Origin of the sequence: Actinomadura oligospora ATCC 43269 (assembly GCF_000518265.1) — a bacterium.
Classification (GTDB): Bacteria; Actinomycetota; Actinomycetes; order Streptosporangiales; family Streptosporangiaceae; genus Spirillospora; species Spirillospora oligospora.
This window is the reverse complement of record NZ_JADG01000003.1, coordinates 955,490-972,288: the sequence shown is the minus strand read 5'-3', so window position 1 is coordinate 972,288 and position 16,799 is coordinate 955,490. Positions and strand designations below refer to the sequence as shown.

Here is a 16,799-nt window from a genome sequence, read left to right as displayed (position 1 = left end):
TTCTCCACCTTGTTCGCCACCTCCGACCAGGCGGACTGGCGTCCGTTGCTGACGTCGGCGGCCGACTGCTTCGCTGAGGCGCTGTCGAGGGGGCCGCTGCCCGCGCGGCTCGTCGAGACCGTCCTGGACGAGGGGAACATCGAGTTCCTCCGCCACCTGGTCGCGAACAAGGACGTCTTCGGCGACGATCTGGAACTGCAGGCGCGCGTCACCGCGACCGGTCACCCGACGATCGCCGCCGCCATCGTCTTCAGCCGGACCAGGTATCACACCGGAGGCTGGTGGCCGTTGCGCGGCTGCCGCGACGTCCTGGCCACCGCGCGTCCCCACGCGGACTGGACGAACCGGGGCGGCGCCGTGTGGATGCTGGAGGTGGACCGTTCGGGCTCACGGCGCGCCCTGGTGGTGTGCCCGCTCGGACGGGCGGCGCGTTCGACGCTCATCGACATCTCCTCCGACCTCACGCGTGCCGAGCAGCTGCGTGGGCTGCTGACCGTCCACGACCACGACGGCGGCCTGGGACAGCTGGCCCATTTCAACCAGGACAGGTTCCGTCCGGAGGTCGCCGAAGTCCTGCGGACCGTCCTGGCCGCCGGTGACGTCGGCGCGTTGCGTGAGGCGGTGGCCGTCGCCGAGGGCACCGAAGGCCTGATCGAGGAGCTCTACGGAGAGGGAGCGCGGAACGGCACGCCCGAGTTCGCCCTGGACATGCTGGGATTGCGTGTTCGCGTCGACTGGGAGGCCCTCCGTCGCGCGCATGCCGGCCGCCCGTTCGGCGATCACGCGCTGGAGGCGTTCGCGACGCGTCCCGACTGTCCTGCGGAGCTGCGTCCGTCCGCACCTCCCGCGCCTGTGCCCGTGCCGCTTGCGCAGGACGAGGACGGCCCCGACCTGGCCGTCTTCGTCGCCAAGCACCTCGGTGACGACGTGGAGGCGTGGCGGGCCGTCCGCGCCCGGTTGTCCCGGTTCCGTGGGGACCTCGCCGACCTGCTGACGGAGGTCGGGGAGGCCGCGCCGTCCAAGGGACGCGCCAAGGCGACCGGCTGGCCGGGCGGGGGAGACCTGCCCGCCTGGGACGGCGCCGTCTCCGTCTCGGGAGCCCGCGCGAAGTTCCTGGCCCTCCTGGACGCGGCGTCGGTCGAGACGCAGCTGAAGCTGCTCAGGCATCTGGACGACCGCACGGTCGCCGATCTGTTCGGTCAGGGCGCCTGGCAGGACGCCTGGCTCGAGTTCGCCATGAACGCCAAGCAGAAGCGGTACCGGCTCGCGCTGGCGCAGCGGCCGTCGCTCGCCCCCGAGGCGATCGAGGTCCTGATGAGCCGGAACGACCCGGCGCTCAACGCCCGGCTGTTCCTGCGGACCGGCGCGACCGGGCCCCAACGGGAACGTCTGCTGTCGGGACGATTGAGCAAGGACCTGGTCGAGCGCCTGATGGAACGCGACGGCGGCTTCCGCGCCCGCGACGCGGTCAGCTGCTCCAACGTGCGCCTGCAACGGCACATCCTGGCCCTGGTCCGGGTGCGCGGGATCGTCCCGCAGCAGCGCCTGATGCTCAACCTGTGGGAACGCGGCGGCCCGGACGCGGTCCGCGACCTCCTGGAGAACGAGCCGGAGGCACGGAAGTTCTCCCGCAAGGTCATTCGTCCCGAGGTGCGCCGGTTCGCGAGGCTGCTGGTGGCCGAGCCGGACGCGGGCGCGGCGCTGGAGAGGATGCGCGCCACCGTCACCGCCGGTGAGACCGCGCAGGCCCAGGCCGCCGTGCTGCGTGAGCGGGGCACCCACCCGTCGGCCTCGGAGGTGTTCCGCGAGGCGCACCTGTGGCGGTGGGACGAACTCATCGACGAGCACCGCCGCGAACCGCTCGGCACGATCGTCCTGCTGGGCCTGGCCGAGCTCCCCGAATGCCCCCGGGAACTCCGCGACGAGGCCGAACGGCAGCAATGGCGCTGGTTCAAGGAGACCAACGACGTCATCGTCGGCGAGACCCCGGAGGAGATCCTCCGGGACAACACCGCCGGTCCCTGGCTGCATCGCGCCGTCAGCGAGGGCGCGGTGACCTGGGAGCAGGCCGCAGCACTCGCGCATCCGGCCGAACAGGCACTGGCGGCCATGACCGGCCCGGACGCCCTGGCTGCTCTCACCCCGCTGGTCCGCGAACATCTCGACCCGTCCCGCGACTCGTGGGTCCTCGCTCTGCGCATGCTCCCGTCCTTCACCGGCAGCGTGTCCGAACTCCTCCACACCGCCGCCCTCGCAACCGCCACATCGCACTAGCCTTCCTGTTCAAGGACGGCGGTCGGCCTGCGGTTTCAGGCATTTGGCGGGTTTCGCGTCGGTGTGCTCAGTAGGGTCCGGGCATGATCAACTCCGCTCCCGCCGAGCCGCCGTCCGCCGATGACCTGCTGTGCGATCCGAAGCACCTGGTCCATGCGGATCCGGGCGAGGTGCTGGCCCTGCTTCAGCGCGCCACCAGCGCCGAGGCACGGCTGGCGGCGACGGTCTACCGGACGTCGTTCGAACGGCATCGGCACGTGGACGCCGTCCGGCGTCGGCAGGCGCTGAGCCTGGACGCGTCCCGCTGGGGAGCCGACGACCTCGCCCGCCGGATCGCGGACGTCGCGACGCCGTCCGGCGACGATCCCGCCGCCGCCACGGTCTGGAACACCGGACGCATGCCGAACAACCGGCTGGTCCGCCGCTTCGCCGGACGGACCGAGCGCATCGAGGCGCTGGCGACCGCGACGGTCGACGGCAGGGCCGTCGCGGTCGGCGCGAAGTACATCAACGACACCGTGCGCCTGTGGGACATGGCGACCGGTGACGAGACGGGCGTTCTCGACCAGCGGGCCACGGCGGTGGCCACCACGACCGTCCGCGGTCGTCCGATCCTCGTCGCCGGTTACGACATGGGCATGCAGCGCTGGGACCTGACGACCGGAACGAAGATCGGGGGCATGCTGCGCTCCGGCAGGAACACCGTCCTCAGGATCACGACGGCCGTCCTGGACGGACGGCCCGTCGCGATCTGCTGCGGCTACGACCCCGACCCGGTCCAGATCTGGGACCTCCAGCGAGGCACGCGGATCAGCGGACGGTTCGAGGGCCACGACGGGCTCGTGTGCGACGCGGACGTCGTGGAGGTCGACGGCCGGACGGTGCTGGTGACCTTGGGCCTGGATCACACGCTGCGGTTCTGGGATCCGTCCGACGGGCACGGCTTGGGCGAGCCGCTGGAGTGTTACGGCAGCAGCCTGGCCATCACGATCCTGAACGGACGTCCCGTGGCCGTGACCAGCGGCGGGCCGGACAAGCCCCTGCAGGCCCGGGACCTGGCCACCCGCACGGTGGTCGGCGAACCGTTCCGGGACCACGACCTGAGCGCCCCCGGCAAGATCGCCACCACGATGGTGGACGGACGGCCGGTCGTGATCGTCGAGTGTCTCGACCGCACTCTCCGCATGTGGGACCTCGCCGAGGACCGTCCGATCGGGGATCCGATGGAGGCCCACGCCCAGTCGTCGACCGCCCTCACGGTCGGCGAGCTGGAGGGACGCCCGGTCGCCGTGACCGCCGGACGGGACAGCGCGATGCTGCTGTGGGACATCTCGCTCGCAGGCCCGGACCGTCCAGCGGGCAGGAGCCGCGCCCGCTCCACATGGCGCGTGGACTGGGCGACAGGAACCGACCTGACCGACCGCGCCGCGCTGTCGCTTCCCGGGAGCACTTGCCGGACGCTCGCGACGGGAACGGTTGAGGGGCGCGCCGTCGTCGTCTCCGCAGGGTGGACCCAGAAGCTACGCGTCCTCGACCCGACCACCGGCGACCAGATCGGCAGCGACCTGAAGGGCCACCGGGGAGCGGTGAACGTCGTCGCGCTCACCACCCTCGACGGCCGTGACGTCGCGGTGAGCGGCGGCGACGACGGCACCGTCAGGATCTGGGATCTGGCGCTCGGCAAGGAGATCGGAGCACCCCTGACCACACCTGACACTCAGGTTCGGGCCCTCGCCGTCGCGAAGGTCGACGGCCGTCTCGTGGCCCTGTCCGGCGGACGCGGCGGCGGCGCGGAGAACGAGGTCCGCGTCTGGGACCTGGCCGAGGGCCACGCGTCGGGGGAGCCCCTTGTCGGCCCCGCGGCCGAGGTGCACGCCATCACGGTCACCGAGCTGGACGGCCGTCCGGTCGCCCTCGTGGCGAGCGGGATGTACCCGAACGACTGCACGGTGGACGTCTGGGACCTGACCACGCGTCGGCGCCTCGGCGATCCGCTGGTCGGGCACAGGCGGGAGATCGTGCAGGTGGCCGCCGCCACGGTCGACGGCCGTCAGGTGGTCGTCACCACCGCTCGTGACTACACCGCGAGGGTCTGGGACCTGGCCACGCGGACCGAGGCGCGGCAGCTGCCCATCGCCGGACGCGGGTCCCACCCGCTGGCGATCGGTGAGGTCGGCGGACGGCCCGTCGCGGTCATCGGCGGGACGAGGCGGACGCACACCGAGACGCAGATGTGGGACCTGGCCACCGGCGAAGCCGTGGGCGAACCGTGGAAGGGCCACACCACCGGCCCCGCCGCGTTCGCGTTCGCCGAACTGCACGGCCGTCCCACGCTGGTGTCCGGCGACGACGACTCGATCTTCGTCTGGGAGCTGCGTCCACCGGCCGAGGACGATCCGGACACCCTTCGCCCCCGCCCCGGCGCCGGGGCCGTCGAGGTGGCCGTCGCGGAGGTCGACGGCCGCGAGGTGGTGGTCTCGGCTGGTGGCGGCCACCTGCGGACCTGGGACTTGGCGGGCGGCACGCCGGTCGCCGAGCCGATCCGCACCGGCCCCGTCTCGGCGTTCGCGGTGACCGAGCTGGACGGTCGTCCGGTCGCGGTCGCGGCTCCGAACGAGGAGATCGTGCTGTGGGACCTGACCGACGGCAGCGAGCAGGTGCGCTTCGCCACCGACCACCGCGTCGAGGTCATCGCCGTCGCTCTCGGCAAGGAGGGCGACCGGGAGGTCGTCGTGACCGGGACCTACGACAACGCCGTCTCCGTCCACGAACTGCGGACGGGCAAGCGCGTCGGACGGCGCTTGCGGTCCCTGCACTACGACCCGGTGCGCGCCGCCACCGTCACCGCTGACGCCGAGGGCCGCGCCGTGGCCGTCACCGCGGGCGGCGACGCGTCCGCCGAGACCGTGGTGTGGCAGGTGCGGAACGGCCGGGAGGTCCACAAGCCGCGGCTTGGCGACACCGACGACCTGTGCGCGGTCGCGGTGACCAGGATCGACGGCCGCGCGATCGCCGTCACCGCAGGTAGGGACCAGGTCGTCCGAGCCTGGGATGTGTCCGACGGCTCGCCGGTGTGGCCCGCGTTGGCGGGCCACACCGGCACCATCACCGCCCTGGCGACGACCGTCCTCGACGGACGTCCCGTCGCGTTCTCCGGGAGCGCGGACCGCACCGTGCGCGTCTGGGACCTCGCCGAGGGCCGCTCGGCCGCGGACGAACTGGTCTTCCCGCACCCGGTCACCGCGCTCGCCGCGACCTCCCGAGGACGGCTCGTCGTCTGCTTCGGCGGCGACATCGCCGTCCTGAGCCGGGAGGAATGACGCGACCGGCGCGCGTCACCAGGTCTCGTGGTCGATTCCGGTGGTGACGATGCGCAGCGCGTTGAACGCCGCGAACGGACGGTCGTGTGAGGACATGCCGCCGTGGGTCGGCATCGGCAGCTTCGGGAGGAGGGCGAGCACCGCGTCGAGCCGGTGCTGCCGGGCCGCCCGGATGAGCAGGTCGGCGGTCGGGACCTGCCGCTTCGCGGGCGGGATCTGGGTGATCTCGGCGTACCTGCGGGCGAGGTCCTCGTCGGCTTGGTCGGCCGGTTCGTCGGCCGCGAGGTTGTTGCGCTCGGCCCATTCGCGCAGCAGGCCGTCCTGGCCGTGCTGCCGGAGAAGGGCCACCACCGTCCAGTCGTGGAACCAGTTCTCTGCGTCGCGCAGGATGCGTTCGACGAGGTCGACCTGGCCCTTGCGCAGCGCGTAGGCGATGAACGGAACACCGGCGGTGTCGCCGGGATCGCCGGTGGCTTCCTCGAGGAGGGCTTGCGCTTCGACCTCCCGTCCGCATTCCAGAAGGGCCCAGACGACCGGGAGGCGGTGGTCCCAGCTGTCGTGCAGCCCGCGCAGCGCTTCTCGGGCCGTCCGGAACCACCGGTCCGCGCGCTCGGTGTCGCCCAGCGCCGCGTACGCTCCGCCGACGGCCGCCGCGGCGCGGGCCTGGCTGCCCTGATGCATCGGGTACCAGTCCGGATCGGCCCACTGACTCTCGCAGGCCGCTTCGTATTCGGCGAGGAGCGAGCGGGCATCGTCCTGCCTGCCTGCTGAAACCAGGAACATCGCCGCCTCGGCCGCCACGAACGGGCGCCGGCGTTCCGGGGACGCCTCGACCAGCGCGCGCACGCCGTCCGGCTCGCCGCGCCGGGCGCGGATGAGAGCCGCTTCGTGGAGAGCCTCGCCAGTCCACGGAAGCTCGTCCACGCCGTACGCCACGACGGCTTCGAGGAAGCCGGCGAACAGGTCGTCCACCGTGTCCGGGCCGGGAGGCGGCCACGCTCCGGGGGCCGGGACCGGGACCGGCTCGGTGGCGTCGAGGAACGGCTCCAGCAACTCATCCAGCGGCTCGCCCACCTCGCACTCAGCGGCGGCGGCGCGCGCGTCGGGGAAGACGTCCAGCCGCCCCCAGTGAACCGGCCACGCGCAGCGGCGGTCCACCACCCAGGCGAGTGTCTCGGCCAGGTCCTGCTCCCTTCCGGGAGGGGCGATCACGATGCCCTCCCGGAAGGCGACCGCCCAGGTCCGCTCGTCGAGCGCGAACGTGGGATTGGGACCTGGCCACACCTCCTCGCCCATGTCGTCATCGTCAAGGAGCAGCGGACGCTCAGCGGCGGGCTGCCGCAGCAGCGTGGTGTCGCCGACGACCTCTCCGGTGTCGGCTCGCACGAAGTGCAGGACGGTCTCGCCCAGCGCCACCAGCACCTCGTCCGCGCCCCAGACCAGCCCGGTGGCCTGCTTCGGAGCGACGAAGGCGCCCACTCGCTCGGCACGCTCGTCGCCCATAGACCAGACCTCGATCCGGCCGTCGGCGGTGAGGAAGGCCGCGCGGTCACCGTCCGGCGCCCAGGCCCACGGGGTGATCATGTCGTGTCCGTCCCGGGCGTCCACGTCGAGGTCGTAGCAGCGCCGGCCGGCCGGGTCGACGATCGCGACGTACGCGCGGTCGCCGCGGTGCCCGGCGGGGACGACGACGGCCAGCCGGTTCCCCCAGGACAGGTGGACGGTCGCGAGCGGCACATCGGAGAAACCGGGGACGAGGGCGACGTCCCGGCCGGTCGCCGCGTCCGCGATCACGAGTTCGCCGTCGCGGCGGTAGGCGAAGAGCGTCTCGTCCCGGTTCCACGCGGCGGACGGGTGCCAGTGGTCCTCCTCGCCCTGGACGATCCAGATGACCTCTCCCGAGGCGACGTCGATCGAGCAGAGCCTCCCGTCCCACAGGCCCCCGTACAGCCGCTTCCCGTCCTGGGACCAGGCCGGCCACTGCAGCATGAAGCCCGTGTCGTCCTCGTCCTCCTCTTCTTCCGCCTCTTCCTCGTGGTCGAGCACCGGCACCGTCGTGGTCTCGAGGCCGGGGAACGTCACGATCGAGCCGCCGGTGTCGGAGCCCTCGTCCAGGGCGTAGGCGCGCTGCCCGTCGGGCGCGAACGCGAACGGGTCGGGTCGGCCGTTGTAGGTGAGCCGGGCGGTCACGTCCGGCTCACCGCTTTCATCGCCGAAGGGGTCCACGATGCCGATGTTGTTCGACCGGTACATCACGGCCAGCCGGGTCTCGTTGGCCGACCACTGGAGCGTCCGGCCGTATCCGGGCCAGCCGATCCCGCCGACGAACCCGTCGATGACGTTCACGCAGCGGCCGGTGGCGACCTCCCAGATCGCCAGGGTGGCCCCGTCCTCGTAGACGTCGCCGCCGAAGTCGCCCACCGCGAGGTACCGTCCGGACGGGCTGAGCGCCGCCGTGCTGATCTCGACGCGATGCGCGTCCGGATGCCGGAGCAGGGCCCCGCGTTCGCGGATCCGCTCGGTCGCGAGCCGGTGCGCCTCGCCGACACCCTCGGCGCGTTCCAGTTCCCTCAGCGCCGTCCGGAGGGGGAGCAGGTCGCGTTCCGGCTCGAACGCGGCCCAGTCCTGTGTCGTCAGCGCGTCCAGGACGGCACGCCTCGTCGTGTCGGTGATCTTCATGGGCGGCGATGCTAGGGGACGCCACCGACGCTCCTCCGCCACTTCGCGAAAGAGTTCCTGTCGTTCAGCCCGGGAAGTCGCGCGGAGGCGACCCGAGCGCGGTCGCCAGGTCGATCGCCTTGCGAGGCGTCGAGCACTGCCTGGCCAGGCTCGGGTCGTCGAGCCGTCCGGCCCGGGCCTGGAACAGGAATCGCGCGGCGGCATGCTGCCGCAGCTCGTCCGTGGTGAGCCCGTCGGCGGCGCGGTGAGCCGCGGTCACCAGGGCGGGAAAGCAGGACCGCAGCTCCGCCGCCCAGATTTCGACCGACTCCAGCCATGCGCGTGCGGCTGGGGCGGACGTCGAGGAGAAGCGTGTGACGGCCTCGGCCAGCTCCTGCCAGGTGAGGTCGAGCCACTGCCGGGCCTTGAGGACGGGCAGCTGCCATTCGCGCTTGGTGATCGTCCAGTGGTCGGCGTGCGCCGCCACCGAGTGCACCGTGAATCCCGGGACGCAGAGCGCGGTGAGGTTCCAGCCGTGGCAGGCGCCGGTGTCCAGGCCGAAGATCCGGCCGTCGCGGAGCAGCGGTTCACGTCCGGTGACGTGATGGCCGAACACGACCGGCTTGGCGTCGCTGTAATGGTCATGCCAGTGGCCGTCCGGGAACAGCGCGGTGAGCTCACGTTCGCCGCTGGTCGAGCCGCAGAGGATCTCCTCCTTCTGCTCGGCCAGAGGAATCCCGGGCAGCAGCGCGGCATGGACCACGCGGACGTCGTCGTTCTCGAAGTGGTACGGAAGCGTCCGCATCCAGTCGACCGCCTCGGCGTAGTCGTCGCCGAGCTGCATGCGGGTGATCTCCTGCGCGTAGGAGAAGATCCCGCGCACGTGTTTGCGCTCGTGGTTGCCCATGACCACGACCGAGTTCGGACGCTCGCGGAAAAACCGGACGACCTCGCCGGGCGCGGGGCCTCGGTCGACGAGGTCGCCGACGCTGACCAGCAGGTCGTCCGGCCGCAGGTCGACCTTCTCCAGGAGTTCGAGAAGCTCGTCGAAGCAGCCGTGAATGTCGCCGATGATGATGGTCCGCCGCACCCGGGCGAGCCTAGGCAGGCGCCGATTCGGCGCGCAAAGGGTTATCCGGCCTGTCGCGCGTGACCCTCCTTTGCAGTCTGAGCTTGGGTCAAGTTGCCCTCGGGGCCTATCAAGAATGCGTCATCAGCTGTTGTTTCCTCTGGGGAAGGGGGTAGCTGGACGTCAGCGCACAGAGCGATGGCGGCCCGGGTGGCCCGCGCCGTCGCGGACTCGACCAGGAGGGCATGATGGCGCAGAAGACGAGCCTGTTCACGGCGCAGGAATTCAGCGAAAAACTGCGCCATGGTGAAGTTGACACTTCAGTGAGACTGACGGGATTGGCTAAACTTCCCGAAGATTCCTCCACACATCTCATGTTCGCCATCGGAAGTCGTTGTGCCAACTGGACAACTCTGCCGCTCGACGTGATCGAGAGCGTCGAGATGGTGGAAGTAGTGCAATGCGGCGACCATACGCATCCGCTGGTGACGCTGACCTTCAAGACGCCAGAAACGTCAGAAGGCAGTGCGTTCGCTGCGTTGTTGAATGCCGCTGTGAAGCAGCGGACAGTGGCCCGGGCCAGGCAGGTCACTCACGGCCTCACATCGATATGCGTTCACGGGGGGCGACTCGGGGAGGGCAAGGGCTCCGGCGGAGACGTGACGCGATTGGCGTGTACGGACTGTCCCGAATATGAGATAGGTGGCGACGGAACCGCCCAGATATTGAGCGGATGCCGAGTAGTTGGCACTCCGGGTGACCTTGCCCCGGTCATTTGTTACTACTCACATTAGGTCATCGCTCCAGCGGTGGCGGGAGGGGCGGGCGGCGGCCCGGCGTCGCTGTGGTTCGCGCTGATTGTCCGTGCGCGCCTCTAGGGTGGCCGCCATGGTCGACATCGAGGTGCGCAGCCGGAGGCCCGGCGCGTCCGGCGAGGACGTCCCGGCGGTGCTGGTGCGGCTGGCCGGGGAGCGCACGACGGTCCGGGAGCTGATCCGGCGCACGGTCGAGGAGCAGGTCCGGGAGCTGGGCGTGGACGCGGCGCGCTGTCGCCGGACCCTCGACCGGCAGTACCTGTCCGACGACGAGATCCGGGCGCAGGCCGCCGCCGGTGCGATCAAGTTGCCACCGGGGGAGCCGACGGCCCCGGACGTCACCACGGAAGTGACCCGGGCGCACCGGGCCTTCTCCCGGGGCACGTTCGCCGTCTTCGTCGGCGGACGGCAGGTCACCGAGCTGGACGAGCAGGTCACGCTGCGGCTCGGCGAACCGGTCGTGTTCCTGCGGCTGGTCGCGCTGGCGGGAGGCTGATCACCATGGAGCGATCCGTCCCGGAGAAGTACATCGACGTCGTCGCCGAACAACGCCAGGCGCTGTGGCGGCTGGTGGAAAGGGCGCAGGAGGCGTCGAAGGCCGCCGCCCTGACGGCCATGCGGGACGTCGCGGAGGAGATCCGGCACCGGATCGAGCGGGCCGACGACCTGGTGTACGGCAACTTCGCGCCGCACATCGACGACATCCTCGCCGAGATCGACGAACTCTACGACGCCGCCTTCCCGGTCGTCCGGCCGGACGACATCGCCGACCTGCTCACCACGCCCTGGCCGTCCGCTCGCCGGAAGGCCCTGCTCGCCGCGTACCTCGAGGTCGACGTCCGTCACCGGCTGCAACTGGACGAGGTGGCCGACCGCGCCGTCAACGCCGCCGACACCCACCTGCTGCGGCTGCTGATCTTCACCCCGCTGGGCGTCCTGCGCCGCGAGACCGTGACACGGATCCTCGACGCGCTGCACGGCGCCGGGGCCCTGGACGCCACCGTGGTCGAACGGGCCTACGCGGACGACCGCTACCTCGGCAGAGACATCATGCATCTGGCCTGCGCAAACGCCGTCAGAGACCATGTGGACGAGCTGACCTGGCGCCTGGTCTCGTCCTCGCCCCCGGCCGAGTGGGACGACTTTCCCAAAGCGCCGGTCCCGCGCGGCGTGCGGTTCGTCCAAGAGGCGCTGACCTGGCCCGGCGACCAGCACGTGGCCGACCACCTCGGTATCGCGGAACTGACCGGCACCGAACGCGACGCCCTGCTCGACCTCCTGCGGGATCGGCCCGTGGAGGAGCAGCGCCGGGCGTTCGACTGGCGGCTGCGCGCAGGTGACGCCGACGCGTTGCTGCCACTGTTCGGCCTGGGGCGCGCCGCGTCGCTGATGCGCCTGATCCGGGCGATGCCCGCCGACGAGGTCACCCGCCAGGACCGTGCCGCCCTCCTGGCCGCGATCGGGGAAGCGGGCGAGGAAGCCGCCCAGCGCCTGCTGAAGCTCGTCCCGAGCGAGCTGACGTCGGCGGTCATGGGCTGGAACCGCGCCCAGGTCCAGAAACGCGTCAAGCGCAACGCGCTCCAGGGCATCGCCGCGTTCGGGATGCTGCCCCTGGCCCCGGACGAGACCGTCCTGGATCGCTATCTGGCGCTGCGCGAGATCGCGAAGAAGGGCCCCAAGCTCGGTCCCAACCGGCGGCACAGCCACGCCGCCGCGATCTCGGTCGCGCTCGACCACCTGGCGCAGGTGACCGGGTTCCCCGACGCGAGCCGCCTCGAATGGGACTGCGAGGCCCGCATCGCCACCGAAACCCCCACCGAGGCGCAGGTCGGCGACTACCGGATCGCGTTGCGGTTCGAGGGCGCCGACCCGAAGCTGGCGGTCAGCCGGGCGGGCAAGACGCTGAAGTCGGTGCCGTCCGCCGTCCGCTCCGACCCCGCCTACCAGGAACTACGCGAACACCAGGAGCTTCTGCGGGACCAGGCGCGCCGCATGCGGACCGGCCTGGTGGAACGGCTCGTCTCCACCTCCACCACCCTCACACCGGACGAGCTGTCCCGCCTCATGTCGCTGCCCGCGGGTGCGGCGATGCTGCCCACCCTGCTCTGGCGGGACGAAGCGGGCACGATCGACCTGCTCGACCGGGTCGACACGACCGGCCCGGTCACCGCCGTCCACCCCGTCGACCTGCACGAACGGCGGCTGCTCGGCGAGTGGCAGGCGGAGATCGTGCGGCGTCGTCTCACGCAGCCCGTCAAGCAGGTGTTCCGCGAGCTGTACGTCCTCACTCCGGCGGAGCGTGAAGCGGGCGACGTGTCACGGCGGTTCGCCGGTCAGACCGTCAACGGCCAGGTGGCGGGCCAGTTGCTGTCCGGCCGCGGCTGGTTCACGCACGGCGAGTTCGACGCCCACCAGGCGACCCGCGCCGCCGGGGACGGCCTCATCGCCGCCGTGCGCTGCGACTTCCACGGCTACTTCGGAATGGGCGACGTCCACGTCGGCGAGATCCGCTTCCTGACCGGCGGACGCCGCGCCCCGGCCCGCTACGGAGACCCGACCGGGTCGGGCAGCGTCGGCGGCGCGCCCGTGCCGCTCGCCGACGTGCCGCCGGTGGTGTTCTCCGAGGTCATGCGGGACCTGGACCTGATGGTGTCGGTCGCCGGAACCGAGCCGGAGGCGTACCTCTCCCCGGCGCAGGCGGCCAGTCGCGCGCAGGTTCTCGGAGCGCTCATCACCGACCTGGGCCTGTCCCAGGTCACCGTCGACGGGCACTCAGCCGTCGTGAAGGGCACCCGGGCGACCTACCGCGTGCACCTGAACAGCGGCAGCATCCACGTCGAGCCGGGCGGCTACCTGTGCGTCGTGCCCGCCTCGTTCGGCAAGACCGCGCACCGCCGCCTCTTCCTCCCTTTCGCCGACGACGACCGAATGACGAGCGTCATCCTGAGCAAGGTGCTCCTTCTCGCCGGGGACGACGAAATCAAGGACCCGTCGATCCTGAGTCAACTCGACGCCCTCACGAAGACCCCGTGATTCGCCGGGCCGTCCTCGTGGGCGCGGTCATTCGGGGACGCGGAAGACGTAGACCTCGGTCGGATCCATGGGGTGGAACTCGCCGTCCACGTTCGCTGCCAGCCAGCGGCCGTCGGGTGACCACGCGAGGGCTCCGGCACCCAGGCCGGGGGAGCGGAGGTCCGGCAGGTGCGGGACGTCCTCTGGACGGAGGTGCCCCGGACGCCGCGCTCGGCGCGGTCGAGGTCGAGCACGCGGATTCCGAAGTCGTCGGCGATCATCGAGGCATCTCCAGCGGTCGGGGGGCCCATCGTGATCACATCTGCGGGCCGCCCGTCGTCGCTTTCACCGGCCCGGGAGGACGGACGCCGACCGGGGCCGTCCGGCGTGGGAGGAGAAGGCCGATCGCGGCTCCCGCGAGGGCCAGGGCCGCCGCCACGGCGACGGCGGGGCCGAAGCCGTCCTCGAAGGACGAGACGGAGCCGATCCCGCCCCACCCCGTGAAGACCGCCGTGGTGATCGCGATTCCGAAGGCCCCGCCGAGTTGGCGAGCGGTATTGAACGTTCCCGAGGCCGCGCCGATCGCCGCCTGTGGGACGGCCCCGATGACCGCGCTCTGCGCCGCCGGAATCGCCATCGACAACCCCGCTCCGGAGACCGCGAAGGGCAGGACGAGCAGCGCATACGACATCCCGGGCCCGGCGATGAGCGCTATGCATCCGAACCCGGCCGCTTGCAGGAGCATGCCCGCCGACACCAGCGTCCGGGCGCCGATCCGGTTGATCTGCGCGCCCGCGATCGGCGCGACCACGAAGAGCGTCACCGTCCAGGGGAGCAGCAGCAGTCCGGCGGCCAGCGGGCCGTGCCCCAGGACGATCTGCAGGAACTGGGCGAAGAAGAACGCGCCGCTGAACGTGCCCGCGAACAGCAGGAATCCGGCCGCGTTCCCGGCCGAGAACCCGCGCGCCGCGAAGAAGCGCATGGGGATGAGCGGGACGCCCGCGCCGCGCAGCTCCCAGGCGACGAACGCCACGAGCGCGACAACACCGCCGATCATCGACGCGACGATCTCGACACTGCCCCATCCGGCGTCGTTCGCCCTGACCAAGGCCCAGACGAGGCCGAACGCGGCGGCGCTGATCAGCCCGATCCCGGGGTAGTCCAGGGCGCGCGGGGATCCGGCGTCCCGGTCGATGCGCGCCAGGACGGCCGGCACCAGCACCGCGGCGATGGGGACGTTGATCCAGAAGATCCACTGCCAGGCCAGGTCCTGGACGACCGCGCCCCCGACGAGCGGTCCTCCAGCCGTGGCCAGTCCGGTGATCGAGGCGAACAGGCCCAGCATGCGCGGACGCCGCTCAGGCCCGACGGCCGCCGACAGCACCGACAGGGCCGTCGGCGTGACCGCGGCGGCAGCGGCGCCCTGGACCGCGCGGGTCGCGATCAGCCAGCCCAGGCTCGGCGCCAGCGCGCACCCCGCCGACGCGGCCCCGAACAGGACGAGCCCTCCGACCAGGACCCGGCGGCGTCCATGGCGTTCCCCCAGCGCCGCACCGGCCATGAGCAGCACCGCGAACGGGAGCGTGTAGGCGTTGACCGTCCATTCGAGATCGGCGATGGAGGCGTGCAGGTCCAGGGCGATCGAGTGGAGGGCGGTGGTGACGACCAGCGCGTCCAGCGCGATCATCAGCGAGGCCAGCGCGGTCAGCGCGAGCAGCCACCGCTCCCTCGCCGACATGTTCGTGTTCATAGGTGAAGCCCTCTCCGTAACGGTCGACCGGCGAAGGCCTCCGCCCTGCGCGAGCAGAGCGGAGGCGCACTTCGACACGGAGTTCAGGCGTCGCGAGCGGTCCGGTAGGTGAGCAGGACGATGCCCTCGCCGATCGTCCGCGTGCCCGCGCGACGCAGGCTCCTGTTGGTCCCGGACGCGCCGAACAACCGCTCGCCCGTGCCGACGACGACCGGGTGGATCTTCAGCCGCAGCTCGTCCACCAGGTCCTGTTCCACCAGCGAGCGGACGAGCAGCCCGCTGCCGTGGACGACGACGTCCCCGTCCACCTCGCGCCGCAGCGTCGCGACCCCGTCGGCGAGATCGCCCTTCAGGACCGTCGAGTTGGCCCAGGGGAGGTCGGTGATGGTCGAGGACACCACGTACTTGGGCGCGGCGTTGAGCCGGTCGGCCCACTCGCCCGTCTGGGACGGCCAGCGCTCGGCGAACCACTGGTAGGTCAGGCGGCCCAACAGCAGCGCCCCGATGGTCCTGGACTCCTCGAGCCCGTCCTGGAACCACGCCGGGCCGTCCGCGGACTCGTCCGGCCGGAACCAGGCGCGCCCCTTCAGGCCGTCCTCGCCGACCGGGTCCTCGACGACCCCGTCGAGCGAGACGTTCGTACTGACGACGATCTTCCCCATGGCGTTCTCCTCACCGATGTCGTGACTGTCACCGGTGCAGACGCCACGTGCCCGTGAAAGGGGTCGGTCTGTCGGCGCCCCCTTTCACGGGCACGCGGCGTCCATACAAGGTGGACGACAGAGCAGGCATGGGAAGGGCGGCGTACGTGGACGTGACGGGAGCCGAGCTGATCGGCAGGGCGCGGGGCGGGGACGGCGATGCGTTCCGGACGCTGACGGAGCCGCACCACCGGGAACTGCTGGTGCACTGCTACCGGATGCTCGGTTCACTCCAGGACGCCGAGGACGCGCTCCAGGACACCCTGCTGTCCGCCTGGCGCGGCCTCGCGGGATTCGACGGACGCGCCTCGCTCCGCACCTGGCTCTACCGGATCGCCACCAACACCTGCCTCAGCGCGCTGCGCTCGGCCAGCCGCCGTCCCGCCGGGCAGACGGAACTCCCCACGTTCGACCTGCCGGAGCCGACGCGGCACGGCGAGGTCGTCTGGCTCCAGCCCTACCCGGACACGCTGCTCGAAGGGGCCTTCGACCGTCCGCCCGGCCCGGAGGCGCGGTTCGAGCAGACCGAGGCCGTGTCGCTGGCCTTCGTGACCGCCCTCCAGCTGCTGCCGCCCCGCCAGATCGCCGTCCTCATCCTGCGGGACGTCCTGGGGTTCCCGGCCGCCGAGGTCGCGGGCATGCTCGACACCAGTGTCGACTCGGTCAAGAGCGCCCTGAAGCGGGCGCGCGCCGGTCTGCGGGAGCACCGGTCCACCGCCGACCACGAGCCGCCCCCGCCACCCGGCTCGCCCGCCGAGGACGCGGTCGTGGCGAAGTTCGTCAGCGCCTTCGAATCCGCCGACGTGGACGCGCTGGTCGGCATCCTGACCGACGACGTCTTCATCTCCATGCCGCCGCTGCCCCTGGAGTACGAGGGCGTGGACGTCGTGGCCCGCTTCTGCGCGAACATCTTCAGCTCGGGACGCCGGTTCGACCTCGTCCCGGCCCGCGCGAACGGCCAGCCCGCCTTCGGCGCCTACCTGCGCACCGCATCCGGCGTCCGGCACGGAACGGGCACCTTCGTCCTCGGCCTCGCGGGCGACCGCATCCGCGCCTTCACCCGCTTCGAGAACACCACCCTCCCAGCGTTCGGCCTCCCACGCTCCCTCCCACCCCGCTGACCACCAATCCGCCGCGCGCCGTCCGGCGAGACTGAACCCACCGGGCGACCACCTTGCTGGCCGCCCGGATATCTGGGTC

At 71.6% G+C, this 16,799-nt stretch carries 10 protein-coding genes; 6 read left to right on the top strand and 4 right to left on the bottom strand.

Features of this window, described 5'->3' with window-relative positions:
* Positions 1-9: 9 nt before the first annotated feature.
* Positions 10-2,274 (top strand): hypothetical protein, encoded by a 2,265-nt coding sequence (locus P696_RS0103870; protein ID WP_026411291.1) that lies wholly within the window; start codon positions 10-12, stop codon positions 2,272-2,274.
* Positions 2,275-2,357: 83 nt separating this feature from the next.
* Positions 2,358-5,594, top strand: coding sequence for a WD40 repeat domain-containing protein (locus tag P696_RS0103865; protein WP_026411290.1), 3,237 nt, complete (start codon positions 2,358-2,360; stop codon positions 5,592-5,594).
* A 15-nt stretch (positions 5,595-5,609) separates the two neighbouring features.
* Here P696_RS0103865 and P696_RS0103860 read toward each other — a convergent pair whose 3' ends face one another.
* Together P696_RS0103860 and P696_RS0103855 are read right to left on the bottom strand one after the other, a co-directional pair.
* Positions 5,610-8,273 carry a WD40 repeat domain-containing protein gene (locus tag P696_RS0103860; protein ID WP_026411289.1) on the bottom strand — a complete coding sequence of 888 codons (2,664 nt, stop codon included), beginning with the start codon at positions 8,271-8,273 and terminating at the stop codon, positions 5,610-5,612.
* Between the two features lie 64 nt (positions 8,274-8,337).
* The gene (locus P696_RS0103855) at positions 8,338-9,342 is read right to left on the bottom strand and encodes a metallophosphoesterase family protein (RefSeq protein ID WP_026411288.1); all 1,005 of its coding nucleotides are present in this window, start codon (positions 9,340-9,342) and stop codon (positions 8,338-8,340) included.
* A 224-nt stretch (positions 9,343-9,566) separates the two neighbouring features.
* Here P696_RS0103855 and P696_RS55650 point away from each other — a divergent pair, with 224 nt between their 5' ends.
* The 3 genes from P696_RS55650 to P696_RS0103845 all read left to right on the top strand — a co-directional run bounded on the left by P696_RS55650 (position 9,567) and on the right by P696_RS0103845 (position 13,169).
* A complete protein-coding gene (locus tag P696_RS55650) occupies positions 9,567-10,115 on the top strand; it encodes a hypothetical protein (RefSeq protein ID WP_157429500.1) in 549 nt (182 codons plus the stop codon).
* Positions 10,116-10,209: 94 nt separating this feature from the next.
* Entirely contained in the window at positions 10,210-10,632 is a 423-nt protein-coding gene (locus P696_RS0103850) for a hypothetical protein (RefSeq protein WP_034482809.1), read from the top strand.
* 5 nt (positions 10,633-10,637) lie between these two features.
* Positions 10,638-13,169: a DUF4132 domain-containing protein gene (locus P696_RS0103845; RefSeq protein ID WP_026411286.1), complete on the top strand. Its 2,532-nt coding sequence runs from the start codon at positions 10,638-10,640 to the stop codon at positions 13,167-13,169.
* Positions 13,170-13,464: 295 nt separating this feature from the next.
* On the opposite strand, the gene P696_RS43115 is transcribed toward P696_RS0103845, so the two are convergent.
* Complete coding sequence (locus P696_RS43115) at positions 13,465-14,886, bottom strand: MFS transporter (RefSeq protein ID WP_034483196.1); 1,422 nt, start codon at positions 14,884-14,886, stop codon at positions 13,465-13,467.
* A gap of 95 nt (positions 14,887-14,981) precedes the next feature.
* Positions 14,982-15,560 carry a dihydrofolate reductase family protein gene (locus tag P696_RS0103835; protein ID WP_026411285.1) on the bottom strand — a complete coding sequence of 193 codons (579 nt, stop codon included), beginning with the start codon at positions 15,558-15,560 and terminating at the stop codon, positions 14,982-14,984.
* A gap of 128 nt (positions 15,561-15,688) precedes the next feature.
* Between P696_RS0103835 and P696_RS0103830 the strand changes: the two genes are divergently transcribed.
* Positions 15,689-16,720, top strand: a complete 1,032-nt coding sequence (locus tag P696_RS0103830; protein ID WP_211245597.1) for a sigma-70 family RNA polymerase sigma factor — start codon at positions 15,689-15,691, stop codon at positions 16,718-16,720.
* Positions 16,721-16,799 lie beyond the last annotated feature (79 nt).

What these genes read in the sequence shown, in the direction of transcription:
- P696_RS0103830 (WP_211245597.1), top strand. Translation starts at nt 15,689, where the DNA reads ATGGGAAGGGCGGCGTACGTGGACGTGACGGGAGCCGAGCTGATCGGC.
- P696_RS43115 (WP_034483196.1), bottom strand. Translation starts at nt 14,886, where the DNA reads ATGTCGGCGAGGGAGCGGTGGCTGCTCGCGCTGACCGCGCTGGCCTCG.
- P696_RS0103850 (WP_034482809.1), top strand. Translation starts at nt 10,210, where the DNA reads ATGGTCGACATCGAGGTGCGCAGCCGGAGGCCCGGCGCGTCCGGCGAG.
- P696_RS0103845 (WP_026411286.1), top strand. Translation starts at nt 10,638, where the DNA reads ATGGAGCGATCCGTCCCGGAGAAGTACATCGACGTCGTCGCCGAACAA.
- P696_RS0103865 (WP_026411290.1), top strand. Translation starts at nt 2,358, where the DNA reads ATGATCAACTCCGCTCCCGCCGAGCCGCCGTCCGCCGATGACCTGCTG.
- P696_RS0103835 (WP_026411285.1), bottom strand. Translation starts at nt 15,560, where the DNA reads ATGGGGAAGATCGTCGTCAGTACGAACGTCTCGCTCGACGGGGTCGTC.
- P696_RS55650 (WP_157429500.1), top strand. Translation starts at nt 9,567, where the DNA reads ATGATGGCGCAGAAGACGAGCCTGTTCACGGCGCAGGAATTCAGCGAA.
- P696_RS0103860 (WP_026411289.1), bottom strand. Translation starts at nt 8,273, where the DNA reads ATGAAGATCACCGACACGACGAGGCGTGCCGTCCTGGACGCGCTGACG.